At 62.1% G+C, this 23,845-nt stretch carries 26 protein-coding genes; 17 read left to right on the top strand and 9 right to left on the bottom strand.

Going from position 1 to position 23,845, the window contains the following annotated elements; all coding sequences use genetic code 11:
* Positions 1–1,239: a kynureninase gene (gene kynU / locus ACWBU6_RS20515; RefSeq protein ID WP_452645225.1), complete on the bottom strand. Its 1,239-nt coding sequence runs from the start codon at positions 1,237–1,239 to the stop codon at positions 1–3.
* A 587-nt stretch (positions 1,240–1,826) separates the two neighbouring features.
* Here kynU and flhD point away from each other — a divergent pair.
* From flhD to ACWBU6_RS20440, 15 genes are all read left to right on the top strand, one after another.
* Positions 1,827–2,144, top strand: a complete 318-nt coding sequence (flhD, locus tag ACWBU6_RS20510) for a flagellar transcriptional regulator FlhD (RefSeq protein ID WP_028104154.1) — start codon at positions 1,827–1,829, stop codon at positions 2,142–2,144.
* 10 nt (positions 2,145–2,154) lie between these two features.
* A complete protein-coding gene (gene flhC, locus ACWBU6_RS20505; protein WP_452645224.1) occupies positions 2,155–2,703 on the top strand; it encodes a flagellar transcriptional regulator FlhC in 549 nt (182 codons plus the stop codon).
* Positions 2,704–2,825: 122 nt separating this feature from the next.
* Positions 2,826–3,578: a class I SAM-dependent methyltransferase gene (locus ACWBU6_RS20500; protein ID WP_452645223.1), complete on the top strand. Its 753-nt coding sequence runs from the start codon at positions 2,826–2,828 to the stop codon at positions 3,576–3,578.
* A gap of 95 nt (positions 3,579–3,673) precedes the next feature.
* Positions 3,674–4,534, top strand: coding sequence for a flagellar motor stator protein MotA (gene motA / locus ACWBU6_RS20495; RefSeq protein ID WP_452645222.1), 861 nt, complete (start codon positions 3,674–3,676; stop codon positions 4,532–4,534).
* A gap of 18 nt (positions 4,535–4,552) precedes the next feature.
* Positions 4,553–5,497: a flagellar motor protein MotB gene (gene motB, locus ACWBU6_RS20490; RefSeq protein WP_452645221.1), complete on the top strand. Its 945-nt coding sequence runs from the start codon at positions 4,553–4,555 to the stop codon at positions 5,495–5,497.
* Between the two features lie 7 nt (positions 5,498–5,504).
* Positions 5,505–6,053, top strand: coding sequence for a chemotaxis protein (locus ACWBU6_RS20485; protein WP_130311381.1), 549 nt, complete (start codon positions 5,505–5,507; stop codon positions 6,051–6,053).
* Positions 6,054–6,096: 43 nt separating this feature from the next.
* Positions 6,097–6,462: a response regulator gene (locus tag ACWBU6_RS20480; protein WP_055936079.1), complete on the top strand. Its 366-nt coding sequence runs from the start codon at positions 6,097–6,099 to the stop codon at positions 6,460–6,462.
* Between the two features lie 14 nt (positions 6,463–6,476).
* Positions 6,477–8,702: a chemotaxis protein CheA gene (gene cheA / locus ACWBU6_RS20475; RefSeq protein WP_452645220.1), complete on the top strand. Its 2,226-nt coding sequence runs from the start codon at positions 6,477–6,479 to the stop codon at positions 8,700–8,702.
* The gene (locus ACWBU6_RS20470) at positions 8,699–9,178 is read left to right on the top strand and encodes a chemotaxis protein CheW (protein WP_452645219.1); all 480 of its coding nucleotides are present in this window, start codon (positions 8,699–8,701) and stop codon (positions 9,176–9,178) included. Before cheA ends, ACWBU6_RS20470 begins: the two co-directional genes overlap by 4 nt.
* Before the next feature lie 45 nt (positions 9,179–9,223).
* Complete coding sequence (locus ACWBU6_RS20465; RefSeq protein ID WP_452645218.1) at positions 9,224–10,927, top strand: methyl-accepting chemotaxis protein; 1,704 nt, start codon at positions 9,224–9,226, stop codon at positions 10,925–10,927.
* 29 nt (positions 10,928–10,956) lie between these two features.
* Positions 10,957–11,805 carry a CheR family methyltransferase gene (locus ACWBU6_RS20460; RefSeq protein ID WP_452645217.1) on the top strand — a complete coding sequence of 283 codons (849 nt, stop codon included), beginning with the start codon at positions 10,957–10,959 and terminating at the stop codon, positions 11,803–11,805.
* Positions 11,786–12,406: a chemoreceptor glutamine deamidase CheD gene (gene cheD, locus ACWBU6_RS20455; protein ID WP_452645216.1), complete on the top strand. Its 621-nt coding sequence runs from the start codon at positions 11,786–11,788 to the stop codon at positions 12,404–12,406. Before ACWBU6_RS20460 ends, cheD begins: the two co-directional genes overlap by 20 nt.
* A 27-nt stretch (positions 12,407–12,433) precedes the next feature.
* On the top strand, positions 12,434–13,513 hold the full coding sequence (locus tag ACWBU6_RS20450; protein WP_452645215.1) for a protein-glutamate methylesterase/protein-glutamine glutaminase: 1,080 nt from the start codon (positions 12,434–12,436) through the stop codon (positions 13,511–13,513).
* 111 nt (positions 13,514–13,624) lie between these two features.
* Positions 13,625–14,014, top strand: coding sequence for a chemotaxis response regulator CheY (cheY, locus tag ACWBU6_RS20445; protein WP_028104141.1), 390 nt, complete (start codon positions 13,625–13,627; stop codon positions 14,012–14,014).
* Between the two features lie 76 nt (positions 14,015–14,090).
* Positions 14,091–15,302, top strand: coding sequence for an EAL and HDOD domain-containing protein (locus tag ACWBU6_RS20440; RefSeq protein ID WP_452645214.1), 1,212 nt, complete (start codon positions 14,091–14,093; stop codon positions 15,300–15,302).
* A gap of 27 nt (positions 15,303–15,329) precedes the next feature.
* Here ACWBU6_RS20440 and ACWBU6_RS20435 read toward each other — a convergent pair whose 3' ends face one another.
* The 4 genes from ACWBU6_RS20435 to ACWBU6_RS20420 are packed head-to-tail and all read right to left on the bottom strand — an operon-like array spanning position 15,330 to position 19,944.
* Positions 15,330–17,294, bottom strand: coding sequence for an LTA synthase family protein (locus ACWBU6_RS20435; protein ID WP_452645213.1), 1,965 nt, complete (start codon positions 17,292–17,294; stop codon positions 15,330–15,332).
* Positions 17,295–17,297: 3 nt separating this feature from the next.
* Positions 17,298–18,101, bottom strand: a complete 804-nt coding sequence (locus ACWBU6_RS20430) for a hypothetical protein (RefSeq protein ID WP_452645212.1) — start codon at positions 18,099–18,101, stop codon at positions 17,298–17,300.
* Entirely contained in the window at positions 18,095–18,748 is a 654-nt protein-coding gene (locus ACWBU6_RS20425) for a hypothetical protein (protein ID WP_452645211.1), read from the bottom strand. The genes ACWBU6_RS20430 and ACWBU6_RS20425 overlap by 7 nt, the downstream gene beginning before the upstream one ends.
* Positions 18,745–19,944: a sialidase family protein gene (locus tag ACWBU6_RS20420; protein WP_452645210.1), complete on the bottom strand. Its 1,200-nt coding sequence runs from the start codon at positions 19,942–19,944 to the stop codon at positions 18,745–18,747. The genes ACWBU6_RS20425 and ACWBU6_RS20420 overlap by 4 nt, the downstream gene beginning before the upstream one ends.
* Positions 19,945–20,157: 213 nt before the next feature.
* On the opposite strand from ACWBU6_RS20420, the gene ACWBU6_RS20415 reads away from it, so the two are divergent.
* Positions 20,158–20,412: a hypothetical protein gene (locus ACWBU6_RS20415; protein WP_452645209.1), complete on the top strand. Its 255-nt coding sequence runs from the start codon at positions 20,158–20,160 to the stop codon at positions 20,410–20,412.
* Here ACWBU6_RS20415 and panC read toward each other — a convergent pair whose 3' ends face one another.
* From panC to ACWBU6_RS20395, 4 genes are read right to left on the bottom strand one after another with little or no spacing between them, the layout of a single operon-like run.
* Positions 20,413–21,252, bottom strand: a complete 840-nt coding sequence (gene panC / locus ACWBU6_RS20410) for a pantoate--beta-alanine ligase (protein ID WP_452645208.1) — start codon at positions 21,250–21,252, stop codon at positions 20,413–20,415.
* Positions 21,253–21,261: 9 nt separating this feature from the next.
* Positions 21,262–22,182 (bottom strand): segregation and condensation protein A, encoded by a 921-nt coding sequence (locus ACWBU6_RS20405; protein WP_452645207.1) that lies wholly within the window; start codon positions 22,180–22,182, stop codon positions 21,262–21,264.
* A 20-nt stretch (positions 22,183–22,202) separates the two neighbouring features.
* Complete coding sequence (locus ACWBU6_RS20400; RefSeq protein WP_452645206.1) at positions 22,203–22,445, bottom strand: DUF3460 family protein; 243 nt, start codon at positions 22,443–22,445, stop codon at positions 22,203–22,205.
* Positions 22,446–22,462: 17 nt separating this feature from the next.
* Positions 22,463–23,470, bottom strand: coding sequence for a porin (locus tag ACWBU6_RS20395; RefSeq protein ID WP_452645205.1), 1,008 nt, complete (start codon positions 23,468–23,470; stop codon positions 22,463–22,465).
* Between the two features lie 188 nt (positions 23,471–23,658).
* On the opposite strand from ACWBU6_RS20395, the gene ACWBU6_RS20390 reads away from it, so the two are divergent.
* Positions 23,659–23,838: a hypothetical protein gene (locus tag ACWBU6_RS20390; RefSeq protein WP_452645204.1), complete on the top strand. Its 180-nt coding sequence runs from the start codon at positions 23,659–23,661 to the stop codon at positions 23,836–23,838.
* The last annotated feature ends 7 nt before the right edge of the window (positions 23,839–23,845 follow it).

Below are 23,845 nucleotides of genomic sequence, written 5' to 3'. Positions count from 1 at the left end.
TCAAGTTACAGCGCCGCGGGCGGCAGTGATGTCGTAGGCTTGGTCGTCCAGGATCTGCTTCAGGATTTCCACCGCATCCCACACATCGGCAAAGCTGGTGTACAGCGGCGTGAAGCCGAAGCGCATGATCTCAGGCTCGCGGTAGTCGCCGATCACGCCGCGCGCGATCAGGGCTTGCATCACCGCGTAGCCGTGCGGATGGGTGAAGCTCACTTGCGAACCGCGGCGCAGGTGTTCGCGCGGCGTGACCAGCCCGAGCGGGTGGCTGGGGCAGCGCTGCTGCACCAGGGCGATGAACAGGTCGGTCAGGGCCAGCGACTTGGCGCGTACGGCGTCCATGGTCGTTTGCGCGAAGACGTCCAGGCCGCATTCCACCATCGCCAGCGAGGTGACCGGCTGGGTGCCGCACAGGGCGCGGCCGATGCCCTGGGTTGGCGCGAAGTCGGGCGCCATGGCGAACGGGTTGGCATGCCCCCACCAGCCGGACAGCGGGTGGCTGAACTTGTCCTGGTTGCGCTGCGGGACCCAGATAAAGGCCGGCGAGCCGGGGCCGCCGTTCAGGTATTTATAGGTGCAGCCGACGGCAAAGTCGGCGCCGTCCGCGTGCAGGTCGAGCGGCACGGCACCGACCGAATGGCACAAGTCCCATACGATCAGCGCACCGTGCTGGTGGGCGAGGGCGCTGGTGGCCGCCATATCGTGCTGGTAGCCGGTGCGGTAGTTCACGTGGGTCAGCATGACCACGGCCGTTTCGGCGCCGATGGCAGCCGGCAACTGCTCCGGGCTGTCGACCAGGCGAACTTCATAGCCGCGATCGAGCCAGCTGGTCAGTCCCTGCGCCATATAGATGTCGGTCGGGAAGTTGGAGCGCTCGCTGATGATCACCTTGCGTCCGCTGTGGGCCTGTGCGTGCAGGGCGGCGGCCAGGGCCTTGAACAGGTTGATCGAGGTGGTGTCGGTGACCACCACTTCACCGGCCTTGGCGCCGATGAGCGGGGCCAGCTTGTCGCCCAGGCGCTTGGGCATCTCGAACCAGCCGGCGCTGTTCCAGCTGGTGATCAAGTCCTTACCCCATTCTTTGGCGATCACTTCGGTGGCGCGGGTCAGGGCAGCCTTGGGACGGGCGCCCAGGGAGTTGCCATCGAGATAAATCACGCCTGCGGGCAGGTCGAACTGCTCGCGCAGCGGCGCCAGGGTGTCCGCGGCATCGCGGGCCAGGCAGTCGGAACGGGAAATCATGCGGGCGCTTTCCTTGAGACTTAAACAAAGTGAGATTGTAGCAACCTTTCTGGCCCCAAACCGGCATCCCGGTGTCTGACCCTGCGGGTCAGACACCGCAGTGCCGGTTTTGCCAGCTAAGTCATTGATTTCAAAAGCACCAAAAAAATTTCAAAAGTTTTTCAAAAAACCCTAAAGTTCCCCGCGGCGCTGCCGTTACCGTTTTTAGAAGCCCGGTAAAAGGCTTGCTGTTCGGCATTTTGGAATCAGTGAAAAAATCTTAAAATTTTTTGCTCGGAACCCTAAAGTTCTCCCCAAGCCTGCCGTTACCAGTTCAGATGTCGCAAAAAAGCATCTCAGCGATATCGCATTTTTACCCGCGGCTCCTGTGTTTTTAGCGAGACCGAACGCCCCGCAAACCCGCGCCAATACTGGCGTTGCCCCTCTATGGGCAGCCCTCTGTAGGACAAAATCCTACGGGGTCCCTTCGTCTATTCCCGACCCAAAATACAGCGTGCCACCTCTTTGCGCTTTGTCCCGACTCCAGCAGAATGTATCTCAACAGCAACGAAAATTGCGTTGCATGCTGAAACTGACTGGAGATGGACATGACCGCAAACGACATGATGGCTGAAATCCGCGATGCGAACCTGAGCTACCTGATGCTGGCGCAGCAGATGATTCGCGCCGACAAAGTCACCGCGATCTTCCGCCTGGGCATTTCGGCCGACATCGCCGACCTGATCGAAGGCATGAGCAACGCCCAGATCCTGAAACTGGCCGGCGGCAATATGATGCTGGCCCGCTTCCGCTTCGATGACAGCGCCATCCTTGGCATGCTGACCAACTACAATAAGGACCGTTCCCTGGCCCAGTCCCACGCAGCCATCCTGATGGCCGGCCAGCCAGTCGAAGAGATCGCTTAAGGAGCGCGCCATGAGCAAGAAGAGTGTGGTGACCGAGGCGCAGGAAATCCAGCTGGCCATCGAGCTGATCAACCTGGGCGCGCGCCTGCAATTGCTGGAAACCGAAGTGTCCCTGTCGCGCGAGCGCTTGCTCAAGCTGTACAAGGAGCTGAAGGGCGTGTCGCCGCCCAAAGGCATGCTGCCCTTCTCGACCGACTGGTTCCTGACCTGGCAGCCGAACATCCACTCTTCGCTGTTCATGAACATTCATAACTTCCTGGTCGAGCATGCGGGCGCCAGCGGCATCCAAGCCGTGATGAAGGCTTACCAGCTTTACCTGGAGCAAATGCCGCCCGCCGCCGGCGAAGAGCCGCTGCTCTCGCTGACCCGCGCCTGGACCCTGGTCAAGTTCGCAGGCAGCAATATGCTGCAGCTTAAGCCTTGCACTTGCTGCAAAGGCAAGTTCGTCGTCGATGCCATGGATCTGAACCGCGACTACAAGTGCGGCCTGTGCCATATGCCTTCGCGTGCCGGCAAGACCCGCAAGGCCAAGGATGCCGCCGAAGCGGTCGCTGCGTGAATGTGAGGTGTCGGACCCTGCGGGTCTGACACCGGTTTACCGGTTTCTGCATGCCGCGCCAAGCAGTTGTCATCAACCAGGCACCGGTATGCCAAGGGCGCTGGCATCGGTATACTCCGGCCATGATTTTAAAAACTCCCGCCCTCCAGGCGCTGTTGGTCCAGGCCGGCGCGCTGCTGCCATGCGCCGCGCTGGCCGTTGCGCTTGAATCGTTCGGTCTCGGGCTGACCTTGCTGCAGGCCGCGCTGCTGCAAGGCGTACTGGCTGCCGGCCTTGGCTGGAAAGTCGGCCTGGCGCGCTGGTGGCTGCCAATCCTGCTGCTGTTCCCCATTGCCTTACTGGCCGGGCTGGCGCTGCACCTGCCGCCGTGGCTGGCTGCGGCGGCCTTCCTGCTCTTGCTGGGCTGGTACTGGTCGACCTACCGCACCCAGGTTCCCTACTATCCATCCAACCCTGCCGTGTGGCGCGCCGTCCTGGCCGAGTTGCCGCAGGGCAGGGCGCTGCACATGATCGATATCGGCAGCGGCCTCGGTGGCTTCACCTTGCACCTGGCCGCGGCGCGGCCCGAATCGGACGTTGCTGGAATTGAACTGGCGCCCGTGCCGTGGCTGCTGTCGCGCATGCGTGCCCTGTTGTCCGGCAGCCGCGCGCGTTTCATGCGTGGCGACTATGAGCAGTTAAATTTTGCAGAATACGACCTGGTGTTCGCTTACCTGTCGCCGGCCGCCATGCCGGCCTTATGGAACAAGGCCCAGCGCGAGATGCGCGCCGGCAGTTTGCTTGCCAGTTATGAATTTGAAATTCCTGCTGCAAACGGCATCAAGACCATCCGCACCACAGAGGGCGGTCCACTCCTTTATATAAGAGCATTTTAGAGCCAGTTTTCCTTGCCGCAGAGGCGTCTTCACGTTATTGTAGTTCCACTGTGGAATATTATTGCTTTTAACTAGCTTTCGGGGAGTCTGCGCGCTTGTTAGTCATTGTCGGATACATCATCGTCGTCGCGTCCGTGTTTGGCGGCTTCGCACTCAGTGGCGGCCACCTGGCGTCGCTGTTCCAGCCCCTGGAACTGCTGATGATCGGCGGTGCGGCGGCGGGCGCTTTCTTTGTCGGCAATAACGGCAAGGCGATCAAGGCGACGCTGGCCGCGATTCCCGGCCTGTTCAAGGGTTCGCGTTATACCAAGGACCTGTACATGGAGCTGATGTCGCTCCTGTTCGACGTGCTGTCCAAGGTGCGCAAGGAAGGCCTGATGTCGATCGAAGGCGATATCGACAAGCCGGAGGACAGTCCGCTGTTCAGCAAATATCCCTCAGTGTTGGAGGATCACCATATCATCGAGTTCATGACCGATTACCTGCGCCTGATGGTGTCGGGGAATATGGATGCCTTCCAGATCGAGAACCTGATGGACAACGAGATCGAGACCCACCACCAGGAAGGCCATGTGCCGGCCCATTGCATCGCCAAGCTGGGCGACGGCCTGCCGGCCTTCGGTATCGTGGCGGCGGTGATGGGCGTGGTGCACACCATGGAATCGGTAGGTATCCCGCCCTCCGAGCTGGGCATCCTGATCGCCAAGGCGCTGGTCGGCACCTTCCTGGGCATCTTGCTCGCTTACGGTTTCGTCGGCCCGCTGGCCAGCCTGCTGGAGCAGAAGCTGGAAGAGTCGACCAAGATGTTCCAGTGCGTGAAAGTCACGCTGCTGGCCAGCCTGAATGGTTATGCCCCGGCACTGGCTGTGGAATTTGGCCGCAAGGTACTGTACTCTACCGAGCGCCCAAGCTTCTCCGAGCTGGAAGAACATATCAAGAAATCGAAGTCGAAGTAATGGAAGCGAGGACCTGCCATGGCTGAAGAAGGCCTGCGGCCGATTGTCGTCAAGAAGATCAAGAAGGGCGGAGGCGGCCATCACGGCGGCGCCTGGAAGATCGCTTACGCCGACTTCGTGACGGCGATGATGGCGTTCTTCCTGCTGATGTGGCTGCTCGGCTCGACGACCAAGGGCGACCTGAACGGCATTTCCGAGTACTTCAAGACGCCGCTGAAGGTCGCCATGCAAGGCGGCTCGGGCAGCGGCGACAGTTCCTCGGTGATCCAGGGCGGCGGCTCCGACTTGTCGCGCCGCACCGGCCAGGTCAAGATGGCGGACGATCCGTCGCAGTCGAAAACCTACAACCTCGATGCCGCCAAGAAGGCGCTGGAGGCGGAGGAGCGCTCGCGCCTGCAGGCGCTGCGCGCCCGTATCGAAATGACCATCGACACCAGCGCCGAACTCAAAAAGTTCAAGGAGCAATTATTGCTGGACTTTACCAGCGAAGGCTTGCGCATCCAGATCGTCGACTTGCAAAACCGCCCCATGTTCAATGCCGGCAAGGCTGACTTGCAACCGTATGCGCGCGAAATCCTGGAAGCCATCGCGCCGGCCCTGAACGACGTGCCGAACAAGATCGGCCTGTCCGGCCACACCGACTCCACGCCGTATTTCACCGAAACGGGGTACAGTAACTGGGAACTGTCGGCCGACCGTGCCAATGCATCGCGCCGCGCGCTGCTGCAGGGCGGACTGGCCGACAACAAAATCCTGCGCGTGGTGGGCCTGGCCAGCGCCGCCCACCTCGACCGCGCGGATCCTTTCAACCCGATCAATCGCCGCATCAGCATCATTGTGATGAACAAGAGGACCGAGGAGAATGTGCTGCGTGACGGCGGCAAATTGCAAGTCGGCCTCGATACGGAAGCTACGCAAGCCGCGGCGGAAGCGGCACCGGCTGCGCCGGCAGGGAAGAAATAGGGGCTTTATGACAAGAAAGAAAATCCTCGGCTCGCATGTGAAACGGCTGCTGTCCGGCGTGTCGGACCATGGCCGGCGCCACCTGACCGAAGTCGAGACCGACCTGCTGCAGACCAACCTGCTGCTGGAGGAAGCGATCGACAAGCTGACCCGCAACTTCATGGCGATCCATGAAGCGGTCAGCGCGCAGCAGGCCACCATCGAGCTGCTGCTGCAAGGCGGCGATCCGTCGGCGGAAGACAAGGCGCGCCTGAAGGAAATGAACGAACAGGTCAGCGGCTACGTCAATGCCGCCATTACCAGCATGCAGTTCCAGGATATGACCAGCCAGCTGATCGACCGCACCCTGAAGCGCGTCACAGGCTTGCGCGAATTCCTGGGCACGCTGGGCGCGCACGGCGCCGAGGTGGTGCCGGAATCGGGCAGCGACGAGATCGTGGACCTGCTTAGCAAGGTCAGCATGGCGCTGGCGATCCAGAGCCTGGAACTGCGCAGCGTGCTGCGCAAGGCGGTCAGCCAGAAGCATCTGGAAAGCGGCGACATTGAACTGTTCTGAATATAGAAACGCATACAAAAATTTAACCAAGTGAGAAAAAAAGATGGCTAAAACAATTCTTGCAGTCGACGACTCCTCCTCGCTGCGCCAGATGGTGGCTTTCAGCCTGAAGGCAGCCGGCTACCAGGTGGTGGAAGCAGTCGACGGACAGGATGGCCTGGAAAAGGCCAAGCTGCAAACCGTGGACCTGGTGCTGACCGACCAGAACATGCCGCGCATGGATGGCCTGCAACTGATCAAGCTGCTGCGCGAGCAGCCGTCCTACGCCAAGGTACCCATCCTGATGCTGACCACCGAATCGTCCGACGAAATGAAGGCCAAGGGCCGCGCCGCCGGCGCGAATGGCTGGCTGGTCAAGCCTTTCGACCCGCAACGCTTGATTGAGGTAGTGAAGAAGGTCATTGGCTAATTAAGGGGTGTCGCATGACCATCGACATTAGCCAGTTCTACCAGGTCTTCTTCGACGAAGCGGAAGAACTGCTGGCTGAAATGGAGCGTCTGCTGCTGGGGGTGGACGTCGAGTCGCCCAGCGAAGAGGACTTGAACGCGATTTTCCGCACCGCGCACTCGGTGAAGGGCGGCGCGTCGACGTTCGGCGTGACCGACATGACCGAAGTCACGCACGTGCTGGAGACGCTGCTGGACCGCATCCGCAAGGGCGAGATGGCCCTGACCTCGACCCACGTCGATGCCTTCCTGGCGGCCAAGGACATCCTGAAGATGCAGCTGGACGGCCACCGCCTGGGCAGCGCCGTCGACCAGGAAGCGGTGGGCGACGTGCGCATGATGCTGCAGGAACTGGCGCAGGACGTGCATATCGAGGCGATGGCGCCGGTGGCGCCGGCCTTCAATGCGCAGGAAGCGCAGGCGGTGGACCACAGCGGCGGCAAGCGCTTCCGCCTGGAGCTGCCGCCCATGCTGCACCGCGAAGTGGAAGCGCTGGCAGCCGAACTGGGCCTGATGGGCCATGTGGAACTGATGCCACTCGACGCCGAGCGCCACGCCATGATTGTCACCACCCATGAATCGCTGGACGACCTGGTGGCGATCTGCTCCTTCGTCATCGACGCCGACCAGATGAAGGTCAGCGAGCTGCCTGCATTGAGCCCGACCCAGGCCGCGCGTGAGCATGCCGAACGCCAGCGCAAGGAGGCGGAGCAGGGCTACGGCTTCTTCGACCCCGTGCCCGTCGGCGGCGCCGCGCCTGCTGCTGCCGCTGCGGAGGGCGAGGGCTACGGCTTTTTCCAGCCGCTCGATGAGATCCGCAACAACGCCGGCGCCGCAGCTGAAGACGCGCGCGGCTACGGCTTCTTCCAGCCGCTGGAAGTGATCCGCGCCCAGGCCGGCATCAAGGATGCGCCGGCGGAGGTGCAGAAGCCGAACGAAGAGCAGGAAAAGAAAGCCGCCCGCAAGGAAGCGGAAAAGCAGGCCCACACGCCAGCCGGTGGCGAATCGTCCTCGATCCGCGTCTCGGTGGAAAAGGTCGACCAGCTGATCAACCTGGTGGGCGAGCTGGTGATCACGCAGGCGATGATCGAGCAGCGCGCCGGCACCCTCGACCCGGTGCTGCACGAAAAGCTCATGAGCGGCATCTCCCAGCTCACCCGCAACACGCGCGACCTGCAGGAATCGGTGATGTCGATCCGCATGATGCCGATGGACTTCGTATTCTCGCGTTTCCCGCGCATGGTGCGCGACCTGGCCACCAAGCTGGGCAAGAAGGTGGAATTCGTCACCAGCGGCGCGGCCACCGAGCTCGACAAGGGCCTGATCGAACGCATCGTCGACCCGCTGACCCACCTGGTGCGCAACTCGATCGACCATGGCATCGAAATGCCGGACGTGCGCAAGGCGGCCGGCAAGTCCGAGACGGGACGCCTGTTCCTGTCCGCCTCGCACCAGGGCGGCAGCATCATCATTGAAGTGTCGGACGACGGCGGCGGCTTGAACCGCGAAAAGATCCTGGCCAAAGCCCGCCAGAACGGCTTGCCCCTGTCCGATAACATGAGCGATGCCGACGTCTGGCAACTGATCTTCGCGCCCGGCTTCTCGACTGCCGAGCAGGTGACCGATGTCTCCGGCCGTGGCGTCGGCATGGACGTGGTCAAGCGCAACATCAGCGCCATGGGCGGCACCGTCGACATCCGCTCGGCCAAGGGCTTCGGCACCACCATCTCGATTTCCCTGCCGCTGACGCTGGCCATCCTGGACGGCATGCTGATCCAGACCGGCGACGAGGTTTACATCCTGCCGCTGGGCTTCGTGCTCGAATCGCTGCAGCCGGCGCCGGAAGACGTCAAGGAAATCACCGGCAAGGGCCGCGTCATCAAGGTGCGCGGCGAGTACCTGCCGCTGATCCCGCTGTACCAGATTTTCGATATCGCCCCGCGTTTCACCGACCCGACCCAGGGCATCCTGGTGATCGTGGAAACCGAAGGCAAGAAAGCCTGCCTGTTCGTGGATGAACTGGTGGGCCAGCAGCAGGTCGTGGTCAAGAACCTGGAATCGAATTACCGCAAGGTGACCGGCATTTCCGGTGCCACCATCCTCGGCGACGGAGGCGTGTCGCTGATCCTGGACGTGACGGCGCTGGTGCGCTCGTCGCGCCAGCTGGTTGACGAATCAAACTTTGTGAAGGAAGAACCATGAGCGACGCAGCAAGCGCCGGCACAGCCGTCCAGGAGTTCCTGGCTTTCAAGCTGGGCTCCGAAGAATACGGCATCGATATCCTGAAAGTGCAGGAAATCCGCGGCTACGAAGCGGTGACCCGCATCGCCAACGCGCCGGAATTCATCAAGGGCGTGATCAACCTGCGCGGCATCATCATCCCGGTGGTGGACATGCGCATCAAATTCAAACTGGGCGAGCCGGTGTACGACCAGTTCACCGTGGTCATCATCCTCAATATCAACGGCCGCGTGGTGGGCATGGTGGTCGATTCGGTATCGGACGTGACGTCGCTGACGCCGGAACAGATCAAGCCGGCGCCGGACATGGGCACGGCCTTCAGCTCGGAATACATGATCGGCCTAGGCACCATCGATGAGCGCATGCTGATCCTGGTGGACATCGGCCGCCTGATGTCCAGCCCGGAAATGGGCTTGAGCGAAAAGCTCGCGGCGTAAGACATAACAATACGGATCCGTCAGGATTCGAGGGGGAGAGAAAAAATGAATGTGCGCGAATACAAGATAGGCACAAGGCTTGGTTTCGGTTTCGGGATCATCCTGCTGATCCTGGTCGGCACCGTGCTGCTGACCAATGTGCTGAACTACCGTAACAAATCGGCCCTGATGACTGGCCTGGACCTGTCCAGCGCCAAGGAATTGCAGGCGCAGTCGATGAAGAGCGCCATGCTGGAAACCGGCATCGCCATGCGCAATATCGGCCTGCAGTCGGACGTCAGCCTGATGCAGAAGGAAGAAGAGAAGGTCAAGGCCAACCGCGCCCGCTACGATGCGGCGCGCACCAAGCTGCAAGGGCTGGGCCTGAACGACGCCGAAAAGAAGGTGGTGAACGACATCTCCGCCTTGCAGACCGACGTCGACGCGGCCTTCAAGGAAGCCATGGGCCAGATCATGGCCTTCAACGCCGAAGGCGCGGCCAAGGTGATCGCCGGCCGCATCGACCCGCTGCAGCAGCAGACCCTCGCTGCGCTGAACAAGCTGGTCGATCTGCAGCAGGCCGCTGTCGCCGACTTCAAGGAAAGCTCCAACCAGGCCGACCGCAACCTGACTCTGTGGATGGTGGTGCTGGCGGCGGTGGCGGTCGGCGTCGGCATCCTGTGCGCGCTGGTGATCACCAAGTCGATTACCCGTCCGCTGTCGGGCGCGGTGGAGGTAGCCCAGAAAGTGGCAGCCGGCGAACTGACTTCGCAAGTGACGGTGGAAGGCAAGGATGAAACCTCGGAACTGCTGCAGGCGCTGAAGGACATGAACGAAAGCCTGGCCCGGACCGTCGGCCAGGTGCGGGCATCGACCGAGACCATCACCACCGCCTCGCAGGAAATCGCGACCGGCAATGCCGACCTGTCGGCCCGCACCGAGTCGCAGGCTTCCTCGCTGGAGGAAACCGCCGCTTCGATGGAAAACCTGACTTCCACCGTGAAGCAGAACGCCGACAACGCCCGCCAGGCCAACCAGCTGGCCGTATCGGCGTCTTCGGTGGCGGAGAAGGGCGGCCAGGTGGTGTCGCAGGTGGTCGATACCATGGGCTCGATCAAGCAATCGTCGACCAAGATCGTGGACATCATCGGGGTGATCGACGGTATCGCCTTCCAGACCAATATCCTGGCGCTGAACGCGGCCGTGGAAGCGGCGCGCGCCGGCGAACAGGGCCGCGGCTTCGCCGTGGTGGCATCGGAGGTGCGCAACCTGGCACAGCGTTCGGCTGCGGCAGCCAAGGAGATCAAGGCCCTGATCGACGACTCGGTCGACAAGGTCGATGCGGGCGGCCGCCTGGTCGATGAAGCCGGCCAGACCATGGGCCTGATCGTGACATCGATCAAGCAGGTGGCCGACATCATGGGCGAGATCACCGCCGCCACCCTGGAACAGAGTCACGGCATCGAGGAAGTCAACGCCGCCATCGGCCAGATGGACGAAATGACGCAGCAGAACGCCGCGCTGGTGGAAGAAGCCGCCGCCGCCGCCGAATCGATGCAGGAACAGGCCAACAACCTGGCCCAGGCCGTTTCGATCTTCAAGCTGGCCGGCGACGAATTTGCCAAGCGTGCGGCGGCTCCGCCGCGCCGGACGCAGCCGGCCGTGCCGGCGCGCAGTACGGCAGTGGTGCCGGCCGCCCCGGCCGCACAGCAGCCGAAGAAAAAGCTTGCGGCTGCCGCCCCGTCCGGCGACGACTGGGAAGAGTTTTGATGTCCATGTAACCGCGGAGAACAGCAAAAATGGCGCTGACCAAAGAGACCGTGAAAGAGTTTGACTTCAACGGCAAGGATTTTGAACGGGTCCGCGCAATGATCTACAAGCGGGCCGGCATTGCGCTGGCCGACTCCAAGCAGGAGATGGTGTACAGCCGCCTGGCGCGTCGCTTGCGTGCCACCGGCATCAACAGTTTCGTGCGCTACCTGGACGAGCTCGAAGCGGGGCGCCTGGGCAACGGCGAGTGGGAAGCGTTCACCAATGCGCTGACCACCAACCTGACTTCCTTCTTCCGCGAGTCGCACCACTTCCCGCTGCTGGCCGAGCATGTCAAGGCCAAGCGCGGAGAGACGATCAATATCTGGTGCTCCGCCAGCTCCACCGGCGAAGAACCGTATTCGATTGCCATCACCTGCTGCGAAGCGTTCAACACGCTGACGCCGCCGGTGCACATCCTTGCCACCGATATCGACACCAATGTGCTGGCCACGGCCGCCAACGGCGTCTACCCGATGGAGCGGATCGACAAGCTGTCGCCCGAGCAGCAGCGTCGCTTTTTCCTGAAAGGGAAAGGCGCCAACGCAGGCATGGCGCGCGTGCGGCAGGAGTTGCGCTCGCTGATCACCTACCGGCAGGTCAACCTGCTGGACGAGAAGTGGGACATCCGCCCCGGTTTCGACGTGATTTTCTGCCGCAATGTGATGATCTACTTCGACAAGGCGACCCAGCGCAAGATCCTGTCGCGCTTCGTCCCCTTGATGAAGCCGGATGCCCTGCTCTTTGCCGGCCATTCCGAGAACTTCCTTTACGTGTCGGACGCTTTGAAGCTGCGCGGCAAGACTGTCTACGAGCTCGATGAGCGCAAGAGGGCATGACATGGATAAAGAACAATTCGCGACCAATGTCTATTACGACCGGACCTTCGACTGCGACGCAGCCAAGATCCTGCCGGGCGAGTACTACTACACCCACAAGGACATGCTGATCGTGACCGTGCTCGGCTCCTGCGTATCGGCCTGCATCCGCGACCGGCTGACGGGCCTGGGCGGCATGAACCACTTCATGCTGCCCGACGGCGGCGCCGATGCCGGAAGTCCGGTCTCGGCCTCGGCGCGCTACGGCACGTATGCGATGGAAGTGCTGATCAACGACCTGCTGAAGTCCGGCGCCCGGCGCGACAACCTGGAAGCGAAGGTGTTTGGCGGCGGCGCGGTGCTGAAGGGCTTCACGGCGATCAATGTGGGCGAACGCAATGCCGCCTTCGTGCAGAGCTTCCTGAAGAACGAAAAGATCCGCATCGTGGCCGAGGACTTGTTGGACATCTATCCGCGCAAGGTGTATTTCTTCCCCAAGACTGGCAAGGTGCTGGTCAAGAAGCTGATGCAAACCCATAACGACACCCTGGCGCAGCGTGAAAACGACTACGCCAACCGCCTCAAGGCCAAGCCGGTGGCGGGCGAGGTCGAGCTGTTTTAAAAGAAGCTAAATGAGCAGGTGTACAAGATGAACAAGATCAAAGTCCTGATTTGCGACGACTCCGCGCTGATCCGCAGCGTGATGAGCGAGATCATCAAGGGCCAGCCGGACATGGAAGTGGTGGGCGTGGCGCCCGATCCGCTGGTGGCGCGCGAGCTGATCAAGCAGACCAACCCGGACGTGCTGACGCTGGACGTCGAAATGCCGAAAATGGATGGCCTCGACTTCCTCGAGCGCCTGATGCGCCTGCGCCCGATGCCGGTGGTGATGGTGTCTTCGCTGACCGAGCGCGGTTCCGAAATCACCTTGCGCGCGCTGGAGCTGGGTGCGGTGGACTTCGTCACCAAGCCCAAGATCTCGATCCAGTCCGGCATGCGCGAATACGCCGACCTGATCTCCGACAAGATCCGCGCCGCCGCCAAGGCCAAGGTGCGCGCCCGCACCCTGCCTGCCGCCGGCGCGGCCGGGGAGGGCGGCGCGCCGCTGCCGCAACTACGGAACCCACTGATGTCTTCGGAAAAACTGATCATTGTCGGCGCCTCGACCGGCGGCACGGAAGCCATCCGCGAATTCCTGGTGCAGATGCCGTCGGACTGCCCGGGCATCCTGATCACTCAGCATATGCCGGAAGGCTTCACCAAATCGTTTGCCAAGCGCCTCGATTCGCTGTGCAAGATCTCGGTGATGGAAGCCCAGGGCAATGAGCGCGTGCTGCCGGGCCACGCCTATATCGCCCCCGGCCATTCGCACCTGCTGCTGACCCGCTCAGGTGCCAACTACATGACCAAACTGGACCAGGGAGAGCCGGTCAATCGCCACCGGCCCTCGGTCGATGTGCTGTTCCGTTCGGCGGCTCAGCACGCGGGCAAAAATGCGGTGGGCGTGATCCTGACCGGCATGGGCAAGGACGGCGCTGCAGGGATGCTGGAGATGAAGAGCGCCGGGGCGTATAATTTCGCGCAGGACGAAGCTAGCTGCGTGGTGTTCGGCATGCCGCGCGAAGCGATTGCCGTTGGTGCAACGCATGAAGTTGGCGCGTTGCAGGCGCTGCCCGGCATGGTATTGGGTTATCTTGCACAGCATGGCTCGCGTGCTTTGCGCGTTTGACACGAGGGCTCGTGAGAAGTTCGCCTTGGAGCAACGAAAATGCTATCCTACAACTTGCTGGGAACACCACTTTAATTAATAACCGCGTAAGTAGAAACAACGGAGCAATTCATGGCTGATCCAAAGATGAAATTTTTGGTTGTTGACGATTTCTCCACGATGCGCCGCATCGTGCGAAATCTCTTGAAGGAACTGGGTTACGCCAACGTGGACGAGGCAGAGGACGGCGTGATGGCGCTGGCCAAGCTGCGCGCGGAGCAATTCGACTTCGTGGTGTCCGACTGGAATATGCCGAATATGGATGGCCTGACCATGCTACAGAACATCCGTGCCGACCCTGCGCTGGCCAAGCTGCCGGTGCTGATGGTGACCGCCGAAGCCAAAAAGGAAAACATCATCGCGGCTGCGCAAGCAGGCGCCAACGGCTATGTGGTGAAGCCATTCACTGCCGCCACCCTGGATGAAAAGCTGAACAAGATTTTCGAAAAGCTCGGCGCTTGATCCCGGCTTTACACGTCATTGGCGGCGGCGGCCCTGGCCGCCGCCGTTCCCTCCTGAGTCAAGCATAAGACCACGTATGCATCAGACACATTTCCTGGTTCGTGAACCCCTGCTCGATCCCGAGCAGCGCGTGGTCGGCTACGAACTTACCTGGCAGCAGGACGCTGCCTCCCATGTGCCCACGCTGGCCGAACTGGAAGACCTGGTCGGCTTTGTCGCCGGGCAGGTGAACCACCCTGAACACGGCTGGCTGCTCAAGCAGAAGACCCTGTTCCTGCAAGCCGTGCCCGGCATGCTGTCGACCGATTCCATGTTCGACCTGCCGCCCGAGCACACCGTGCTGTCGCTGAAAACCTCCGAGTTGGCCAATCCGGCCACGCTGGCAGCGGTGCAGGGCTTGCGTGCCGGCGGCGTGGGCATCCTGCTGCGCGAAGCCGACCTGGCGCGCGTGGGCAGCCGCCTGGGCACCATTTGTTCGTATGTCGAAGTACGCTTTACCGGCGCCGATGTGGCCGCGCAGGCGCGCGCCTATTCGCTGCTGAAGACTTCCAATATCCGCATGGTGGGCCGTCCGGTCACCACCTGGTCCGATTTCGATGCCTGCGCCGCCCTGGGGCTGGATGCCTTTGTCGGCAAGCTGCACCTGACGCCGCGCCCCGGCAGCGAAGGGCAGGGCCTGAATCCATCGCAAACCATCATCCTGCAACTGATGCAGATGGTGAACGCCAATGCCGACGTGGCCCAGCTGGAAAGCGTGCTGAAGCGCGATGCCGCCCTGTCGTACAAGCTGTTGAAATACATCAACTCGGCCGGTTTCGGCGCCGGGCGCGAAGTGCAGTCGCTGAAGCAGGCGATCCAGCTGCTGGGCTACCAGCCGATGTACCGCTGGTTGACGCTGCTGCTGGCCACCGCTTCCACTTCCGGCTTCTCGCCAGTGCTGCTGGAAACGGCGGTGGTGCGCGGCCGCCTCGCTGAATTGCTGGGCCAGAAGGCGCTGGGCAAGGCCGATGCGGAGAATATCTTCGTGGCCGGCATGTTCTCGCTGCTGGACCGCCTGCTGGGCATCCCGATGAAGGATGTGCTGCAAGAGATCCAGTTGAACGACGAAGTGGTGAAGGCGCTGCTGACGCGCGGCGGCAAATATGGTCCGTTCCTGGCGCTGGCCGAGGCCTGCGAACTGAATTCGAACCTGGTCAGCTCGTTGGCCGATTCGCTCTCCCTGTCGCCCGAAGACGTCAACAAGGCCCACCTGTCGGCGCTGGCCTGGACCCAGAACGTCACGACCTGAAAATCCTGAAGCGCCTGCTGGCGGGCGCTATCTGCTCAGGCGGTAGCGCTGTTCACGGTACAGCAGCGAAGGCGCGATCACATGCGCCATGGCCTGGTCGACCTGGGCTGCCGTCGGCTTGGTATCGCATAGCTGCAATTCGCCTTTGGCGAAATCGTAACGGCCGGTCAGCGGCGCTTGGCTCGGACGCAGGATGGTCGCGGTATTCCCTTCGAGCCAGGTGAAGTAGTTGTCGAACTGCATGATCGCGCGGCCCGGGGACGTGCTGTCCTTGACGAAGTCGCGCCCGATCATCGGGTGGGTGCTGGACACGCCGATCAGCGACAGCAGGGTCGGCCCCAGGTCGATCTGGCTGGCCAGGGCCGTGATCCGTTTCGGCGCCACGTCGGCGCCCAGGATCAGGCCGGGGATGTGGAACTTTTTGATCGGCATCAAGCTGTTGCCGTAGACGCGGTTGTCGTGGTCGGCCACGATCAGGAACACGGTATCCTTCCAGTAGTCCTGCTGCTTCGCCGCGGCGATGAATTTGCCCAGTGCGTAATCGGCGTACTTGACCGCATTGTTGACGGTCTGCTTGGCCGGATCGTACAGTTCGATCTTCCCGTCGGGGAACTCGAACGGTTCATGGTTGGAGGAGCTGAAAATCAGGCTGAAGAAAGGCTTCTGCTGCGCATGCAGGTGCCTGAGCCGCTCCAGCGATTTGTCGAACAGGTCTTCATCGGAGGCGCCCCAGCTGCCAACGAACTTCGGCTGCATATCGCCGCGGTCCACCACATTCTGGAAGCCGTTGCCGGTGAAAAAGCCGCGCATATTGTCGAAATGCGCCTCGCCGCCATACACGAATTCGGTATGGTAGCCCTGCTTGCCCAGGCCCAGCGCCAGGGTGTAGAAGTTCTGCTGCGCCAGCGAGAGCTTGACCACGCTGCGCGCCGGCGTCGGCGCATAGCCCGCCACGACAGCCTCGATGCCGCGCACCGAACGCGTGCCGGTGGCATACAGCTGCTCGAACCACCAGCCTTCGTTTTTCAGTTTTTCCAGTTCCGGCGTGACAGGCAGGCCGCCCAGCGATTGCACGAAGGTGGCGCCCAGGCTCTCTTCCAGCACGATTACCAGGTTGAGCGGCTTGTCGCGCTGGATGGCGGCTTGCTGCAGGTGCAGGGTAGGCATTTCCGGCTGGGTGAACTGGTATTCGCGCAGCCAGGGTGCGGAAGTCACTGCCGGGAATACTTTCTCGCGCGGGAATTTGCCATAGATTTCAGAGGAGTTGGCTTCCTTGCGCATCGACATGATGGCGTCGATCAGCGACCACGGCGAATTGATGATCAGCGAGTTCACCATGGCATCGCCAGTCAGCGCGAAAGTGGCCGGATTGGCAGGGCGGTGCTCTGTGGTGGAGCGGATCTGGAAGCCAACCAGCAGCGCCAGCAGCGGCCAGGTCAGCAGCACCAGCGTGGGCGACCACATGCCGGTGCCGGCGGAGGCGGACTTCAGCAGGCGGAACAGCAGCACGCTCAGCAAGACAGTGCCGCCCACGCCAAGGATGACGGCCAGCCGGAAGCCGTTCCACAGCGTGGCGGCGACTTCCTTCGGATAGGACAGGTATTCGATGAACAGGCGGTTCGGCCTGAAATCGTATTGCATGATGAACTGCGGCGTCGACAGTTCCATGAAGATGATGAACAGCAGCGCCAGGCTGGCCCAGGTGACGCTGAACAGCTCCCAGGCGCGCGCCGAATAGCGGTGCGCGAGCAGGGGCGCCAGCAGCAGCGGCAGCGCCAGCAGGTAGCCAAGCAGGATCAGGTCGGCGCGTACACCCTGCAGCAGCATCTCGCCCAGGATGCCGGTTGCGCTGACGCGCTCCCATTGCCAGGCCACCAGCCCGAGGCGGGCCAGCGACAGGATCGCCAGTCCCGCTATCAGCATCTGCACCAGGGTGGCGTAAGGGCCGGCCCAGCGGGTCAGGTGAGCAAGGCGGGCTGCGACGCGGTTCACTGTTTAGCCCATCATGGCGCCGGCGCCGGCGCTGAGCAGCCAGGCGGTCAGCAGCAGGAATGCCATCAGGCAGCTGAACAGCTTATCGACCAGCCGGGTTTCCACCGGCTGCTGGAACACTGCCGGCTGGCCGTAGCCAAAGCCGAGGAAATAGGCGGCAAAGACGGTCGACATGTAGTGCACCGCGCCGAACATTTCGCCCAGTTCGCCTTTGCGCGGGTGCTCGATCAGCACGTGCGACAAGGCCACCAGCACCAGATAGACCAGGGAGACCGGCAGCGGCGGCAGGTAGACGCCGAATTTCTCGACGAAACTGCGAATGGCGGGACGGGAACGTGCCAGCAGCGGCAGGACGACGTTGTGGGTCAGGCCGACCAGCAGGATCATCTTCAGCATGATGGTTTTGTGGATGCTGCCGCTGCTGCCGATCGCCAGGTTATGCAAGTTGGTTTCGCCCTGGCGGTTGTTCTGCATGAAGAATTCCGAGGACTGCACGTTCAGGATGCGCTGGAACCAGCTGATTTCTTCCATTGCCGCTGCGGCGACGACAAAGCCCAGGCCAAGCATGCCGAGGGTGGCCAGGTCGATGCCGCTGCGCTTCCAGCGTTCGGCGCCGGCAAACACCAGCAGGCCGGCAGTGATGGCAAAGGTCAGGAACTGCATCCATTCGACGATACCGTCTTCGGTTAGCAAACGTGCCAACTGCTCGCCCGAACCCTTGACCGACACTGCCAGCAACAGCACGAACACATTGATGGCGATGCCGGTCAACAACACCGGATGCGAATACCATTTACGATTTAACACTGACCTACTCCTTGGCTATTTTTGTTTGTTGCAGAATTGCGTCCCCGATTGCGCCAAGCGCGCTTCGCGAGCGACAGCACGGCCCAGGCCCACAGCATCGGGTCAAGCAGTGCGTCCCACAGGTTGCCGGTGGGCAGGCGCAACAGGGTGAAAAGGGTCAGGGCGCCCAATGCGGCGTAGGCCTGTGGGCGCGAACGGCCCTGGAAGATGCAGGCTGCGCTCAGCGCCATGGCAGCCAGCGCCAACAGCGGCGCCCCGCGCGGGCCGAAGCCCCAGAAATACAGTCCGAGCGAGAGCAGGCCCAGCGCGTCAAGATAGAGCACCGTGCCGAATACGGCGATCGCGCCAGCCAGCGCAAGCGGCATGCCGCCATTGGCGGCGCTCGGCCACCAGGGCCGGGCCAGGCGCAGCAGGCAAAGGCCAAGCAGCAATCCGCTCGGCCATTGGAATGCCAGGGCAAGCCAGTAGGCCGGCGAAAACTGCCCGGGCAATAGTGTCAGTACGATCATTCCACCCAGCAGCAAGGCGGTGGCGCGCCGCGAAAGCTGGCGCGAAGCCGGCAGCAGGCCGGCCACCAGGGTGGCGAGCACAATCCCCCAAGCCACTTTGCCGTACGTGCTTTGCAACAGCAGCTCTGGCAGGGTCATTGCGCGCCCCCGGTGAAATCCAGTTCGATCACATGGTGGGCGATTGCTTCGCGGCGCGAGGTGTAGGTAATGTGCAATTCATCGCCAACCTGGTGCAGGTCGGGATAGGAGAATTCTTCGCCGGCGATACCGTGGGCGATGTCGGTGACGCGTGTCCAGTTGCGGCCATCGATGGTAGTCGACAGGCGCAGCACATTGCGGTCGGAGCCGCCGGGCAGCACATGGTTATGCAGCATGGCGATGCTGCCATTGCTGAGGCGCAGGGCGCTCACGGAGGTACTCTGGTTCGGCAGGGAAAGCGCAGGCAGGTCGTCCCAGCTGACGCCGCCGTCGCTGCTGCGCGCATGCTGCACCCGCTGCTCGTCGCTGGAGTCGCGCATCCAGGCATGCACTTCGGAGGAGGAGAACGGGACGATGGTCGGCTGCAGCGTCGAAATGCGGCTGCCGATACGCGAGATCCAGCGTGGATCGCCGCCCTGGTCGAAGGCCAGCATCAGCGGATACTTGATGCCCATTTCGAAATAGGCGGGCAACAGCCAGCCGCCATCGGCAAGGCCAACCGGGGTGGTGCGCACCAGCGTGCTGGTATTGAACAGCGGCGACATCGGCAACACGCGCTTGACCGCGAAGTTCTTGCCCAGGTCATCCGACTCCAGCTGGACGACACGCGATGCAGCCCATCCGCCGAGGCCGGTCGCCACCACAAACAGGTTGATGCGTCCATCCGTCGACGCCCAGGCAACCGGGTTGCCGATGCGCCGCACGCCATAGCCCAGGGCCGCGGCCAGCGAGTCGCGGCTGGCCACTTCCCATGGCTGGGCCCATTTGCCGTCTTTCCAGTGCGAGGCATAAACTTTGACATCCGGTCCGCTTTCCCGGCTGCCGGCCCACCAGAATGCAGCCATGCGGCCGCCAGGCAAGGGCGTGATGGCGCTGGCGTGGGCCGAAGGGGCGTTGGGCGGTTTGGGCAGCAGCGTGGCGCTGCGGGGAGTAAAGCTGATCTCGCCGGGTTGGGCCGGGGTCACCAGCAAGGGCGAGTCGACCAGCCGCGCGTTGAACCAGCGCTTGGATTCGACGCCGGCGGCAATGACCAGGAGCGCTACGCACAACAGCTTTGCATAAAGGGATGCGTTGCTGCTTTGGTCGGGGGCGCTGTCAGCCGAGGTAATGGCGCTAGCGCCCAGCCGGAATTCCATCCTGTTATTCCTCTATATTGAACACCGAGACTCAGTCTTCAAATGAAAATTCACAAGTGGAGCATCCTACAATAAAGATAGGCATTGTGGGAATTTTCTGATGAGGTCAGTTGAAGTTGGTCATGGCTAGTTGCGCCAAATCAACGGTTGGAGTCATTAAGCGGAAATATTGTCTGCGTAGCATCGGAAACAGGCTAGCTTTCAGGAGGCGCCATGTTCTTTATCCGTTATTGCTGGACCTTGTCGCTCAAGGCGCAATTGGCAATTGGCATTGGGCTGCTGACGGCGCTGGCGTCGGCGCATGGCAGCAGTGTCGAGGCGGAAGAGTTTGCCGCATCGCACCAGGAACGCTGCATGAGACAGCCGGGCTCGCCGGCTGTCGAAGTGTGCGCAATGCGAACCATCCAGCTGGCTTCACAGTTGCATGGCATGGAGTTTGGCGACCAGGTCGCCGAGGCGCTGCGCTGATCAGATTTCGAGGTTGTCGATCAGGCGGGTAGTGCCGAGCTTGGCGGCCGCCAGCACCACCAGTTTTTCGCCTTGGGCCAGGTCGCCGGCATTGGGCGGCTGCAGGTCGTTGCGCTTGCGGATCGAGATGTAGTCCGGCTTCCAGCCGCGGGCTGCCAGTTCGTCCATCGCCTTGTGCTCCAGCTGGAACACGTCGAGGTGGCCCCCGCGCACCTCATCGGCTACCTGGTTCAGCGCGCGGTACAGGGCAGGCGCTTCGGCGCGCTCTTCGGCCGACAGGTACATATTGCGCGAGGACAGGGCCAGGCCGTCATCGGCACGGTAGGTTTCGGCGGCAACGATCTCGGTTGGCATGCCAAGCTGGCGCGCCATATTGCGTACGATCATGAGCTGCTGGTAGTCCTTCTTGCCGAACACCGCCACTTTTGGCTGCACGCAGGAGAACAGCTTGGTCACCACGGTGCAGACGCCACCGAAGAAGCCAGGACGGAACTCGCCTTCCAGCGTATTGCCCAGGCCATCGGGCGGCTGCACGCGGTATTCCTGCGGCTCCGGATACATATCCTTTTCGGTCGGCGCGAACAGCACGTACACGCCTTCCTTTTCCAGCTTTTCCACGTCGGCCTGGAAGGTGCGCGGGTATTTGTCGAAGTCCTCGTTGGGGCCGAACTGCAGGCGGTTCACGAAAATGGATGCCACCACCGGGTCGCCATGCTTGCGGGCCAGGCGCATCAGCGACAGGTGGCCCTCATGCAGGTTGCCCATGGTGGGGACGAACGCGGTACGTAACTGGCCACTGAGCTGGTCGCGCAGTTCTTCGATATTGGAGATGATTTTCATGGTTTTTAGTCAGGCAGGCGAATACGCAAGACGCACGTAAATCGGTGCGAACGGTTCCGCCTGGGTAATTTCAATCAGGGTTTCCTTGGCCAGCTCCAGCATCGCCACGAAGTTCACCACCACCACCGGCGGCGGCGATTCCGGGTTGAACAGCTCGGTGAATTCGATGAAGCGGCTCGACTGCAGCTTGCGCAGGATGGAGGTCATGTGCTCGCGCACCGACAGCTCCTCGCGGGTGATCTTGTGGTGCTGCTTCAGCGTGGCGCGCTTCATCAGCGTGCGCCAGGCGTCCTGCAGGTCGACCACGGCGACTTCCGGCCAGGTCGGCACCAGGCTTTGTTCAATGAAGATCTGGGTGCGCACGAAGTCGCGGCCGACCTGGGGCAGGGTGTTCAGGTCATAGGCGGCCAGCTTGATCTGCTCGTATTCGAGCAGGCGGCGCACCAGTTCCGCACGCGGGTCTTCCGCTTCCACGTCGAGGTCGTGCTGGCGCTGCGGCAGCAGCATGCGCGACTTGATTTCGATCAGCATGGCCGCCATCAGCAGGTATTCGGCCGCCAGCTCCAGGTTGGACTTGCGGATTTCCTCCACATAGCTCAGGTATTGCAGCGTGACCTGGGCCATCGGGATGTCGAGGATGTTGAAGTTCTGCTTGCGGATCAGGTACAGCAGCAAGTCAAGCGGGCCTTCGAACGCTTCGAGGATGACTTCCAGCGCGTCGGGCGGGATATAGAGGTCGTTTGGCAGCTTGAGCACCGGCTCGCCGTACAGGCGTGCAAAAGCGGCGCCTTCGGCTTCCGCCGGGGCGCTCGCATCGGGTGGCGCGTCTTCCGCGCCGCTGCCTGGTCCGCCTGCATCAGGCGGCAAATCCGCGGCGACGGCCAGTTCAGCCTGTTCGGCCTGTTCGTCCACCGCGTCTTTTGGCGACATGCTGTGTGCCGTCCCGGCTCTTATACCTTGTTCTGGTACACGTAAGCCTGTTGCTTGACGGTCGAAGCCTTGCTACGGGCCTGCTCGTCCAGCGAAGTCACCGGCTTGTCCCACAGGATGGCGCGGCCGGCTTGCTGGCCTGCTTCCATTTGCGGGTTCTTGGCCTTCAGGTCTTTGATGAACAAGGTGTGGTCGGACTCGTATTTGTGATTCTGCTTGAGGAATTTCATATTGTGAAAATAACTGGGTTCAGCAACGGACATTTTACCGTCTTTTCTCTTCAGAAACGATGCCGGATGCCAGCGACATAGGTATTTCCCTTGCCAGCGTTGCTAATCTTGTCGTACATCAGCACCGCGTACAGGTCGGTGCGGGGCGAAAGGTTGTAATCATAGCCAGCGGCCGCGGTGTCGCGATGGAATTCCGGCACCACGGCCGCCTTTTCGGTCAGGCGTGACCAGGCCACCATCCAGCGCCCGGCGCCGCCATGGGTCGGCACGGTGAGGCCGGCATGAACCGAATGCGCATCGCGGCCGCTGAGCTTGGCCTGGTGGTCGGAGTAGGAGGCGAACAGTTTGACGACCTTGAAGTCATAAGAGGCCGCGGCGAGGTAGCTGCGCTGCTCCGGCACGGCCGCGCTTAAGCCGGGACCAAAGCGGACGTTGACGCCGCCCACCGTGACGGCCAGCTCCTTGCCGGCATACTTGGCGACAGCGGCCCAGTTGTTATTGTGCGCACCCGGCTGTTCGCCCAGCGAATACTGGGCGACGAAGGTGGTGTCGTACACCGGGTTGGAAGCGTATTGGATCGAGTTGCTCCAGCCGGTATCGCCCAGCGTCGCGTTGCCGCCGGCAGCAGTGTAAATCTGGTTGATGAGCGGCGAGAAGCGGGTCGAGGGGCCGAAAGGGTTGATCTGGCCGGCCGCCACAAACAAGGGGTTGGCGATGCGTCCCATGCGCACCGTGCCGAATCCGCCGGCCAGGCCGACATTGGCATTGCGGGCGAACATTGCCTCGCCGGGGAAGCGCCCAGCCTCGCCGGTATCGCCGCGGAAAAAGCCTTCGATCTGGAACTGGGCCTTCAGGCCGCCGCCCAGCGCTTCCGTGCCGGAAAAGCCATAGTAGGAGGTGATCATGCCGCCGCTGTTGACCGCGGTCACCGCCTGCGGCGCGCTGGCGGTGGCCGTGCGGCCGGCAAAAGCGTCGACAACGCCGTAAATGGAGACCTGGGTTTGCGCCGAAGCGGCGCACGGGAGGGTGAGGGCGAGCGCAGGGAGCAGTCTTTTCATGGAATGAATAGCTTCTTAATATTGTTGTTCAGGCCTCGTGCTGCGCCCCCATTGTCACTGCTGCCCAGTTCGCCGACAAGGAAAACTTCCCCCGCCGTGGGCCGCCAGCCACGCCGGTTTGCCAGCGCACAGACCGGCAACAGTGCGCCAGCCACAGTGACGGCTCAATCCCATGGAAGGAGGCCGTCATGGCTCAGAGCAAACAACTCAGCAAACAGAACCGCCAGTCGGTGCAGACCGTCGAGTCCGACCAGACCGGCAATAAGGACACTGCCAAGCGCAATACCAAGAACGAAGCCTCGCGCACCAAGGCGGGCAGCAGCGAAGGCGCGGGCGGCGGGGCAAAACAGAAGGCCAAACGCGGTTAGTTCAGAA

This window comes from Pseudoduganella sp. HUAS MS19 (genome assembly GCF_053615455.1).
This window is presented reverse-complemented; position numbering and strand designations above follow the sequence as displayed.